Annotated in this window: 18 protein-coding genes; all 18 read left to right on the top strand. The window is 43.7% G+C overall.

What is annotated here, in order from left to right; translation table 11 throughout:
* Positions 1-359: DUF6794 domain-containing protein (locus tag BLW68_RS21215; protein ID WP_177172281.1), on the top strand; the 359-nt coding region annotated here is incomplete at its 5' end.
* A gap of 70 nt (positions 360-429) precedes the next feature.
* On the top strand, positions 430-873 hold the full coding sequence (locus BLW68_RS20595) for a hypothetical protein (RefSeq protein ID WP_092797143.1): 444 nt from the start codon (positions 430-432) through the stop codon (positions 871-873).
* A gap of 64 nt (positions 874-937) precedes the next feature.
* On the top strand, positions 938-1,312 hold the full coding sequence (locus BLW68_RS20590) for a hypothetical protein (RefSeq protein WP_143040010.1): 375 nt from the start codon (positions 938-940) through the stop codon (positions 1,310-1,312).
* An 88-nt stretch (positions 1,313-1,400) separates the two neighbouring features.
* Positions 1,401-1,754 (top strand): hypothetical protein, encoded by a 354-nt coding sequence (locus BLW68_RS20585; protein WP_092797139.1) that lies wholly within the window; start codon positions 1,401-1,403, stop codon positions 1,752-1,754.
* A 111-nt stretch (positions 1,755-1,865) separates the two neighbouring features.
* Complete coding sequence (locus tag BLW68_RS20580; protein WP_092797137.1) at positions 1,866-2,153, top strand: hypothetical protein; 288 nt, start codon at positions 1,866-1,868, stop codon at positions 2,151-2,153.
* Between the two features lie 116 nt (positions 2,154-2,269).
* Positions 2,270-2,713: a hypothetical protein gene (locus BLW68_RS20575; RefSeq protein ID WP_245728411.1), complete on the top strand. Its 444-nt coding sequence runs from the start codon at positions 2,270-2,272 to the stop codon at positions 2,711-2,713.
* A 74-nt stretch (positions 2,714-2,787) separates the two neighbouring features.
* A complete protein-coding gene (locus tag BLW68_RS20570; RefSeq protein WP_092797133.1) occupies positions 2,788-3,627 on the top strand; it encodes a sulfurtransferase in 840 nt (279 codons plus the stop codon).
* A 102-nt stretch (positions 3,628-3,729) separates the two neighbouring features.
* Positions 3,730-4,119: a hypothetical protein gene (locus tag BLW68_RS20565; protein ID WP_092797131.1), complete on the top strand. Its 390-nt coding sequence runs from the start codon at positions 3,730-3,732 to the stop codon at positions 4,117-4,119.
* 114 nt (positions 4,120-4,233) lie between these two features.
* Entirely contained in the window at positions 4,234-4,776 is a 543-nt protein-coding gene (locus tag BLW68_RS20560; RefSeq protein ID WP_092797129.1) for a hypothetical protein, read from the top strand.
* A gap of 233 nt (positions 4,777-5,009) precedes the next feature.
* On the top strand, positions 5,010-6,170 hold the full coding sequence (locus BLW68_RS20555; RefSeq protein WP_177172313.1) for a serine hydrolase domain-containing protein: 1,161 nt from the start codon (positions 5,010-5,012) through the stop codon (positions 6,168-6,170).
* 68 nt (positions 6,171-6,238) lie between these two features.
* On the top strand, positions 6,239-6,364 hold the full coding sequence (locus BLW68_RS21625; RefSeq protein WP_281246206.1) for a hypothetical protein: 126 nt from the start codon (positions 6,239-6,241) through the stop codon (positions 6,362-6,364).
* 3 nt (positions 6,365-6,367) lie between these two features.
* Positions 6,368-6,520, top strand: coding sequence for a hypothetical protein (locus BLW68_RS21210; protein ID WP_177172312.1), 153 nt, complete (start codon positions 6,368-6,370; stop codon positions 6,518-6,520).
* A 270-nt stretch (positions 6,521-6,790) separates the two neighbouring features.
* The gene (locus BLW68_RS20550) at positions 6,791-7,183 is read left to right on the top strand and encodes an ankyrin repeat domain-containing protein (RefSeq protein ID WP_177172311.1); all 393 of its coding nucleotides are present in this window, start codon (positions 6,791-6,793) and stop codon (positions 7,181-7,183) included.
* A gap of 87 nt (positions 7,184-7,270) precedes the next feature.
* A complete protein-coding gene (locus BLW68_RS20545; RefSeq protein ID WP_092797123.1) occupies positions 7,271-7,594 on the top strand; it encodes a hypothetical protein in 324 nt (107 codons plus the stop codon).
* Between the two features lie 135 nt (positions 7,595-7,729).
* Positions 7,730-7,912 (top strand): hypothetical protein, encoded by a 183-nt coding sequence (locus tag BLW68_RS21025; protein ID WP_143040008.1) that lies wholly within the window; start codon positions 7,730-7,732, stop codon positions 7,910-7,912.
* Between the two features lie 157 nt (positions 7,913-8,069).
* Complete coding sequence (locus BLW68_RS20540) at positions 8,070-8,336, top strand: hypothetical protein (protein ID WP_143040007.1); 267 nt, start codon at positions 8,070-8,072, stop codon at positions 8,334-8,336.
* Between the two features lie 74 nt (positions 8,337-8,410).
* Positions 8,411-8,641 carry a carboxymuconolactone decarboxylase family protein gene (locus tag BLW68_RS20535; RefSeq protein ID WP_092797119.1) on the top strand — a complete coding sequence of 77 codons (231 nt, stop codon included), beginning with the start codon at positions 8,411-8,413 and terminating at the stop codon, positions 8,639-8,641.
* Positions 8,642-8,692: 51 nt separating this feature from the next.
* Positions 8,693-8,991, top strand: a 299-nt coding sequence (locus BLW68_RS20530; RefSeq protein ID WP_177172310.1) for a transposase, incomplete at its 3' end; no start/stop codon positions are given.

Here is an 8,991-nt window from a genome sequence, read left to right as displayed (position 1 = left end):
TGGCTGTTTTTCTATCGATATCAATGCAAGCATTTGGGAATGCGGAGGACAAGTCTGAGGAAAAGCTACCTCAGACTTTAGAGCAGGCCGTTGACAGAATCGTTTCTAATTTGAAAGAGGATGATAAGTCGACGGTTAAAAATACTCCGTTTAATAACCTTATCCAATACCATCATGGTTGGGGCACCGGTATTAGAAACTCATTTGGTCTTTGGGGACGCAATAAAGAGCTAACAGTGTCAATCTGTGGTCCAGATGAGTGTCATCCAGATGATGCTTCAATGGAAATAATCTACGGTGTATGGAATAAACTTAATGGTAATGATACTCGCTACAAACCAAATACAGAGCAGCCCTAACAAAGTGCGGCATTCGGGGCCTTCGGCCCCTGCGACGCTCACAAGTTCGCGCGCATGCGCACGGCGTTAAATGGCAAAAGAAATGTGCAAACCTAAAGCTATAGAAGATCTTACTGTCGAAGACTTAAAAGCTCATCGTTGGTGTTTCTACCAAAACGACGACGAAGGTTTCGATGCTTTTGAACATATTATTCCTGATAGTCATCCTGAATTTTCAGAGCACATTACGGAGCTAGAGTTATCAGAGTTTAAGTTCTCAAATGGCAAAGTTTTATTCGGAGTCTATGACGGCTCTGAGGCATTCAACATTATTGCGGGCGATGAATGGTATTCTTTTGGGTACGGTGTAGCTGAACCATCGCAAGAAGATCTTGAAAGATTTAAATCGTTTATTGAAAGTAATGAGTTAGAACTTCCAGTAGTTGCAACTGCAAAATGGTCGGGCACCACAAAAACATATAGTGGCATCCAATATATAAACGAAAATGGTGAAACGATTGAAAAAGCCATTTAACAAGGCGCTCAAGCAAGGACGTGCTAACGCACGCCGCTTAGCTTTGCGTTATGTGTGAATGACTATGGATTGGCGTCAAATGGGAGTATTTAAGGGTATCGATCTCAATGATTCTTTCGTTTTAGATTGGAGTTCTGAAAAAAATCGCCTTTGCTTTGAACTGATAGCTAGCATTTGGCCAGAGTCAAAATATTATGTTGAGCCAAAGCTAAATGAATATACGTGTTACCGAAAAGCTACACTTCAATTCGTTAATACAGTTTCCGTAACTGGTTTAAGACCTAAATCAGCTGTAATTTCATCAATTGATCCAGACGGTTCAATGGATTACGGAAACATTGATACATTGCAGGTGGTAGATAATGGATTTGAGCTTACTGGTGATTTTGGTTATATAAAAATATCTGGTGGGGAGCTTCGATTTGAAATTCACACATAACAATGCGCAGCACTCGCTCCCGTTGGTCGCTGGGACGCCAACCCGCTTCGCGGCTCGTCGCCTGTGTTAAGCGTTAGGTACGTTTTGAATGGACTCTGTTGATAGAGAAATTGTAAAAAGGCTTTTTAAAGTAAATTTTTGTGTTTTTGCTTTACTTGTAGCAGTTTTACTATTGAGGTTTAATTTTCAAATTAGCACTAGCCAAATTGGAAAAGGCGAATATTTGTTTGCTGGCATTATTACCTTTAGTGTTAGCTTACTTTTCTCACTTTTATATATGGGTGTTAAGCATGGCGTAACTGTTTCAAAGTTATCGCCTTCTTGTATGGTTATAAGAAAAGATGAAAAATTTAGTTTCCAATTATCCATTACAACTAGTTTTTTATGTTTTGTTTTTATGGGTGGTATTTGGATTGCTATGTTTTTTTTCGGATTCACCTAACAAGTTACTAAATTTCGTTCCGGCCACAAACAGCATGGCCTCCACGGGACTGCCTAAGCTGCGCTGCGGCAGACCATTAGTAATGCGTTATGTGTCAAAAGTGCCGAGATTATGAAACGTATAAAAGAAGATGAAGTAAAAACTCAGGTCGTCTCAGATTTCGGTATGACTTTGGAGTTATTCGTAAAAACGGGGGATCATGCAATCGACAATGCCGTTGACTATCCCTTGTTCAAAATATATGCCGACGATGAAACTGAAGAGAAATATCTTGAAATGTCATCTGGTGGTCAGCTAATTCAGTTGCCGATCGAGAAGGTAAAGCAATTTCTATTGGCGGCTGAAACTGAAGTCCATTCAGAGGCTTGGTATAATAAAAATGTTTTCAATCGAGATTAATACACATAACAAGCCGCTCAAATTCGTTCCGGCCACGAAAAGCGTGGCCTCCACCGGACTCGCTAACGCTCGCCGTTTAGCGGGGCGTTATGTGCTAAGGCAGAATGGAGCTCGTATTGAGTTTTAATGTTAAATCAAAACTATTAATTAGCGGTGGCGTTATTGCGTCGGCTGCTGCTATCTGGCATCTGCTGTGTATTTGGGGCGGCCCAAGCTGGTTTGCTTTTGCGCGAGCGCCTAAGCAACTTATAGACTCAGCCCAACAAGGTACTTTGCTTGCACCTGTCGGTACCGTAATCGTTGCAGGTTTAATGTTTGCGTGTACGGTATTTGCTTTTTCGGCCGTTGGTTTAATTCGCAAGGTTCCATTGGTTAAACCTGCTTTAATTACCATCGCATTGCTTTGTACTGTACGAGGGTTAATTGCCATTCCAACATTTGTTACAGCTGCCGGTGTAGATATCTGGCAAATAGTTGCCAGCACTGTTTGGTTGTTCGTTGGCGTTTGTTTTATTGCTGGTAGTATTGAACATAATACTGCTTTAAAATCAGGCATATAACAAGAAGATGCAGGGCGATGCGTAAACGCACGCCAGCTTTGAGCGTTAGCTTGAGCCGATACTCTGGAGATATTATGAATTTTCCCCTGGTCACAACCAGCTGGCTTGAGACAAATTTAAATTTAGCGCAGCTCATCCTTGTTGATGTAAGTATGAGTAAAATGGTTGGGAAAAAAGCCATAGAATACGAAATGCCTCTTTATATACCTAATAGCAGGCGTCTTGATCTGGAAACCGCTTTATGTGATCTGAATTCATCGCAAACACATGCCTTTCCCACTGAAGAGCAATTCACTGCTGTAGCTCAGAAGCTAGGTGTAAATTCAGAAAGTATTGTAGTGTTTTATGATAATCAGGGGATTTATTCAGCGCCGAGGGCCTGGTGGATATTCCAGGTAATGGGGTTCCAAAACGTCTTTGTACTCGATGGTGGGTTACCTCAATGGTTGCTGGAAAATAGACGAGTTGTACCCAATACATCTAACATTGAAGCTAAAGTTGGCAATATTAATGGTATTTTTCATCCGCAGCGGATATGCAACTCAAACTTCATATTTGAACAAATGAATAATAAACAGTTAGCTGTCCTTGATGCGCGTTCGAGAGAAAGGTTTTTGGGTATAGCTCCGGAACCAAGGAGCGGTGTGCGTAGCGGCCATATTCCTGATTCAGTAAGCTTGCCGTACCCTGAGGTGTTGAATGAGTATTGCTTTAAAACGGATGAGCAGTTAACAGCGATATTCTCTGCGCTCTTAGGTAACAAAACCAGCACGCTCGTATTTTCCTGCGGTTCGGGAATTACAGCGTGTATTATTTTGTTGTCTGCAGTAATTGCTGGCTACAAGGACTTAATTTTGTATGATGGTTCATGGACTGATTGGGGAAGTAATGTTGCTTTACCTGTAGGAAGTTAAGCTAACAAACAAATATTATCGCCAGCAAAAAGCGCTGGCTGCAACGTCAACCCGCTGCGCGGCTTTCCGCGCTTAATTTGGGCGTTATTCATCAGGACGAGTATGAGCACCAGGCCTATTCTTGAGAGTGTTTTTTACCATGACGGAAGAGGCCCTGAGCTTCAAAGAGTGGTGTGGAAACTAAGGGGAGCTGTCCTCGTCGGCTTCGAGTATTTCAATCCTGACGATAAATATGTCCCTGACAATTTGAAGCACTTGGTGTTAGAAGGAGTTGAGGCTTATAGCATGGCCTCTGAAGAGGTGCACGGTAGCATCATGGCCAACGGTGACAGTAAAGCGGCAATATTTGAAGTTGTTAATTCCCCGTGGTTAGTGTCGTTAAATAAAGCTCACCTCCCGGAGTGCAAGCACTACCAAATAATGTTCTATGATGAAATATATGATTTGGTGTGTAAAAGCATCAAGTCTGGGGTGGGGAATATCAATGCATAACAATTCGTGCCTGTACGCGCCTTCGGCGCCGGACAGCCTTTTGCTGCGTCGTTCCTCCTACGCAAAAGTCTGCCGCAGCACTCGGCGTTATGTGTAAGAACAATAGGAGTAATAATGAATTTAAGATTGATCCCGAGCCTATGCCTACTTTGTATTGTTGGATGTTCTTCCGCTAAGAATGAAAGTCATCATCAAAAATTATCAAATGGACAAATAATAAACAACGGCATAGCTCTTTCAGAATACTTTGAAGCTAAAAAATATACAGCCAATGAAGAAGTGCTTGTTCATTTAATTGTTACTCTAGGGACAGAACGAATTCCCAAAGGGCAGGAATTAGCTCTTTCCTGGCAAGATAAAAAACTAAAGGATAGAATTGAAGAGGTAGAAGAGGTTTATATCTCAAATAAATCCGAAAGACCAATAGAAATAGAAAATGCTAGGTTAACCTATTTTTCTACATCACGATCTCTTGTTGAAAATAAAGTAACAATTCAGCCTAATTCATTTTATAAAACACAAGCTTTAATTGCTTCTACATCACTTTACCGTGCCGAAAAAAATAGAATTTTAATTATAAAAATAAATGGGGTTGAAGAAGTTATAAATCTTAAGGAAAGAAGAACGCCAGTTTTAGAGTTAGGTGAAAATATTTAACAAGTCGTTGCAGCATCGTTCCGATTCGCTCCACTGGACGGTTTTTAAGTCGCAGTTTTGCGATTCGTTACGCTCACTGTATCGCAAAACTACAACTTAGAACCCGCCGCTGAACTCGGCGTTAGTCGCTTTGAATCCTCTACTTGGCACTGGCATTGAATAGCATGCCATGTCTCCCGACCACGCCGTTGCGGCGCTGTGGACCAGCTCCGAAAACAAGGACATCATCAGTTATGACCAAAATTTGTATGTTATTCGCGCTATGCAGCGCTTTTATTACGTCAGCAGATCCAGCTACGCCAACGCAACATGAAACGGCCCCTTTTATCGGGCAGATTGAAGCCGCACAAATCGCAGGTACCGGCGAGTTCGACCAGCTAACGCTGCCAGCTTTGATGCAGCAGCTGCATGTGCCTGGCCTGAGCATTGCGGTCGTGAAAGATTTCAAAATCCACTGGGCGAAAGCCTACGGGGTTGCCGATGTCGCCACCGGACGGTTAGTGGCTACCAATACCCGATTTCAGGCAGCTTCGATCTCAAAGCCGGTGACGGCAATGGCGGCGATGCGCATGGTTGAAGCGGGACAGCTGGATTTGGATAAAGACATCAACACCTTCCTCACGTCATGGAAAGTACCAGCGTCTAAGCTGAACCGACAGCAGTCGGTCACGGCCCGTAGCTTGTTCAGTCATACTTCCGGTGCCGATGACGGTTTCGGCTTTCCGGGTTATCCACCAGAGGTGGCGTTGCCGACTGTGGTGCAAATTCTCAACGGTCAGACGCCTTCCAATGTGGGTAAAGTGTTGTTTGCGCGGGCGCCTTATACCGAATACAAGTACTCAGGCGGCGGTACCATGATCATGCAACAGGCGATGATGGACATCTGTCGTTGTGCCTTCGAGGAGCTGATGCAAAGCACAGTGTTGATGTCGTTGCAGATGTCCAACAGCACTTTTGGCGATATACCTGCAACGCAGACAGCGGCATTGGCACACGATGAGCAGGGTAAGCGCATGCAAGCTCCCTGGCATGTTTATCCAGAACAAGCCGCTGCGGCGCTGTGGACTACACCCACTGATTTGGCTAGGTTTATTATTGAAATTCAGACCGCGCTGCGCGCTGAAAAAGCCCAGCGGCTAAGCCAGCAGGCGGCCATCGACATGACAACACCGGTGCAGGTAGGGCCTTATGCTGTGGGCTTGCAGATTGAGCAACGTGGCCCAGAGAAGTTTTTTTCGCATGGTGGCTCGAATTGGGGCTATCGGGCCTGGATGACGGGGCACATCAGTAAGGGGTACGGTATGATCATCATGACCAACGGTGACAACGGTATGGCTCTGATGAACCAGGTGGCTGACCGCATTACCAATGCTTATGGCTGGGATGAAAAATAATTGCGCTAACTTGTCGTGTGTTTAGCGTAATGGAACTCAGGCTTATCAGAACCGCCGTGAAAAGAACCATGGCTGATTTGCTTAAACGTAAGGCCATCCTTGATCCTGAATCCGATGACGTTGTCGAAATAGCCAATGACTTGATGATGTACCAAAATGTACTGGAGAAAATTAATGATCGGGAAGATGTTTAAGCAATGATATTAGCGGTGTGGTACAGCTTTATCGTTAACGCCCCGGTAAATGTGCAACGTAAGCTGGTAATGCATGATTTTATGCTACCTAAGCTGATTTACTGGCCCAACCTGCTGCTGGCGATGGTAATAATCAGTTACTGGGCGTTGTTTTAATGGCTACTGCTTTGTACCCAAATAACCGCAAATTTAATCGCTGTATTTATTAGCAATACATTACTAATACCATCCCGAGCTTTGTTAGACGGGTTACCCCGTATTTGGCGCTGGTACAGCTATCAGCTGTACCTATAAGTTGTTGTAAATTTTAAATAAGCGGTGTAGTGTCCTGTACATTAAATTTACAAAGGCAGGTTGACCCGTGTTTAACTTCGGGCCGACCCGCCGAATAAGCGTTATATTTGCATTCAGCATCGAGGTTAAATTTTGAATCAAAAGGAATTGGATGATGCATTGATTCAGGCAGCTGACTGTGACGTCGAATCAGCTCGAGAGTTGCTTGCTGCTGGAGCAAATCCAAATGGAATGCCATTGATTATGGCAATTCAGTGCGGCGCTGAGGACATTGTTTCTCTTTTTATAAAAGCTGGTGTTGACCTGAATTCTAGTTATTCTGATACAACACCCCTAATCAGAGCAGTCACTGCAGGCTTCCCTAATATAGTAAAGTTGCTTATTGTTAACGGAGCTAAGCCTGACTTAACAGATACCACTGGTAAAACAGCGGAACAAAGGTTATCTCAATGCTCTATGCCCCGTTTAAATGGATACAATAGAAAGTTAATTACTAAGCACCTAAGTGGCGCAAAGCAAATATAACAATCGCCACCACAACGCCGCTTCGCGGCTCGACTCGCAACAAGTTGCTCGCGTTTGTGGCGGGCGTTAAGGGTAAGAACAGGCATTATGAATATCGAGTTATCGGTTACAGTTGAAAGCACATGGAGAGGACCGATTCTTGATACGGTTTTCCCAGTGCTTAAGGCTACATTAGAGCCGGACAGTGATAGGCCGGGATCATTAAGTCTTGAACAAGAAATTAAGCTTGCGGACAGTTCAGTAGTAAAAGTTTGGTGCATATACAGGGGCGGCGAAGAATTTATTCTTCATGTATATGACTCAGAATTTAGAACTCTATTTAAGGTTGAAAGCCCAAGTAAATTTTATACAGAGGCGGTTCTTCCAGACGGCAAGCAATATCAGTTCAAGCTTGGTGATGCCCAGCCCTAACAAAGCGGTCAATCTGACGGTTTTCCGTTGCTTGGCTTATGCGCTGGCCGCATACGCTAGCGCAACACCAACCAACTACAAAGCCACAGCTTACCGCGGCGTTATAAGCTTTAAGTATCAAAGATAGGTGTATTTATGAAGAGTATTTTATTCAGCGGTATAGGTGCCGGATTAGGTTCGGCAGTGTATCAAGTTACGGCACACGGAGTCAGTGAATTAGATTGGTACCGCTCGCTGTTTGTATGCTTATTTACGATGTTGTTTTTGGGGTTTTTCTCATATTTTAAGCGTCCCAGCAAAAATCAAGAAGAGACATAAGTATGGATTTGTTAAAAGCAGGAATGTTGTTATTTTCACGCCATGCTTATAACAATCGCCACCAAAACGCCACTGCGTGGCTCGACTCGCAACAAGTTACTCGCGTTTGTGGCGGGCGTTATGTGTAAGAACAGCATCTTGAGGTATAGAGATGGTTGTGAACACAATTGGAACTGTTGATTTAGTGTTATGGCTGATTTTTCTTATCGCTTGGATGTACTTTGGTTTAAATAGTTTAATGCTAGTTCTGGAGCTTAGACTGGATCCTAAATTTAAAAACGCTACAAAAATCGGATCTGCCATTTTGGATTTAACTAAGCCTGACAAAAATCCAGAGGGTTACAAGAGTGCAAGATTTCACCTGTACGGTGCTGCAATCACACTCCCGTTATTGATGATTGTAATGGTTGCCAAATATGCATAATAAGCGCCATCAAAACGCCGCTTCGCAGCACGTTGGTCGCGTTTGAGGGTAAGAACAACCCAAAGGAGGTATCTATGAGCGTTTCAAAAGCTTTTGCCTTATTCCTACAAGAAACTCCGGCTCATGCGGAGGCGTGGATGCAAGCGGTTAAATCACTTGATGCTGCCAGCGCACTGGACAAAAAGATCGAAGAGTTAGCATACATTGCTGTTCTTGCAGCCACAGGGAATAACTCAGGTATTCCATTTCACGTGCTTTCAGCAAAGTCACTTGGTGCATCGAGACACGAAGTATTAAGTGGGTAGTGTTCAAAATTCTGTGTCATTTCATTAAACTAAGCGAAAACGAGATGACACATGACCAACCCAACTTTCGATATACAAGCAGCCATTCAGGCATTACGTGATGGCAAAGGTTTGTCTGGTAAAGACGGTATCTTAACGCCGTTAATTAAACAACTGACCGAAGCAGCGATGCAGGCCGAGTTAGAGCAGCACCTTGAGCAAGATGAAGCCCCTAATCGCAAGAACGGCAGCTCTGCCAAAACCATGAAAAGCACCGCCGGCAGCTTTGAATTGAATACACCACGTGACCGTGCCGGTAGCTTTGAGCCGCAAATCGTCAAAAAGCACCAGACTCAACTCACCGACGAGTT

Source organism: Rheinheimera pacifica (assembly GCF_900108485.1).
In the GTDB taxonomy this organism is placed as follows: domain Bacteria; phylum Pseudomonadota; class Gammaproteobacteria; order Enterobacterales; family Alteromonadaceae; genus Alishewanella; species Alishewanella pacifica.
The sequence above is the reverse complement of the archived record's forward strand: the minus strand, read 5'-3'. Positions and strand labels throughout refer to the sequence as shown.

Bases quoted from the DNA above. Each gene is read 5' to 3' on its own strand.
- BLW68_RS20565 (WP_092797131.1), top strand. From the start codon at position 3,730: ATGAGCACCAGGCCTATTCTTGAGAGTGTTTTTTACCATGACGGAAGA.
- BLW68_RS20555 (WP_177172313.1), top strand. From the start codon at position 5,010: ATGACCAAAATTTGTATGTTATTCGCGCTATGCAGCGCTTTTATTACG.
- BLW68_RS20570 (WP_092797133.1), top strand. From the start codon at position 2,788: ATGAATTTTCCCCTGGTCACAACCAGCTGGCTTGAGACAAATTTAAAT.
- BLW68_RS20595 (WP_092797143.1), top strand. From the start codon at position 430: ATGGCAAAAGAAATGTGCAAACCTAAAGCTATAGAAGATCTTACTGTC.
- BLW68_RS20585 (WP_092797139.1), top strand. From the start codon at position 1,401: ATGGACTCTGTTGATAGAGAAATTGTAAAAAGGCTTTTTAAAGTAAAT.
- BLW68_RS21025 (WP_143040008.1), top strand. From the start codon at position 7,730: ATGAAGAGTATTTTATTCAGCGGTATAGGTGCCGGATTAGGTTCGGCA.
- BLW68_RS21625 (WP_281246206.1), top strand. From the start codon at position 6,239: ATGGCTGATTTGCTTAAACGTAAGGCCATCCTTGATCCTGAATCCGAT.
- BLW68_RS20590 (WP_143040010.1), top strand. From the start codon at position 938: ATGGATTGGCGTCAAATGGGAGTATTTAAGGGTATCGATCTCAATGAT.
- BLW68_RS20535 (WP_092797119.1), top strand. From the start codon at position 8,411: ATGAGCGTTTCAAAAGCTTTTGCCTTATTCCTACAAGAAACTCCGGCT.
- BLW68_RS21210 (WP_177172312.1), top strand. From the start codon at position 6,368: ATGATATTAGCGGTGTGGTACAGCTTTATCGTTAACGCCCCGGTAAAT.
- BLW68_RS20580 (WP_092797137.1), top strand. From the start codon at position 1,866: ATGAAACGTATAAAAGAAGATGAAGTAAAAACTCAGGTCGTCTCAGAT.
- BLW68_RS20545 (WP_092797123.1), top strand. From the start codon at position 7,271: ATGAATATCGAGTTATCGGTTACAGTTGAAAGCACATGGAGAGGACCG.
- BLW68_RS20560 (WP_092797129.1), top strand. From the start codon at position 4,234: ATGAATTTAAGATTGATCCCGAGCCTATGCCTACTTTGTATTGTTGGA.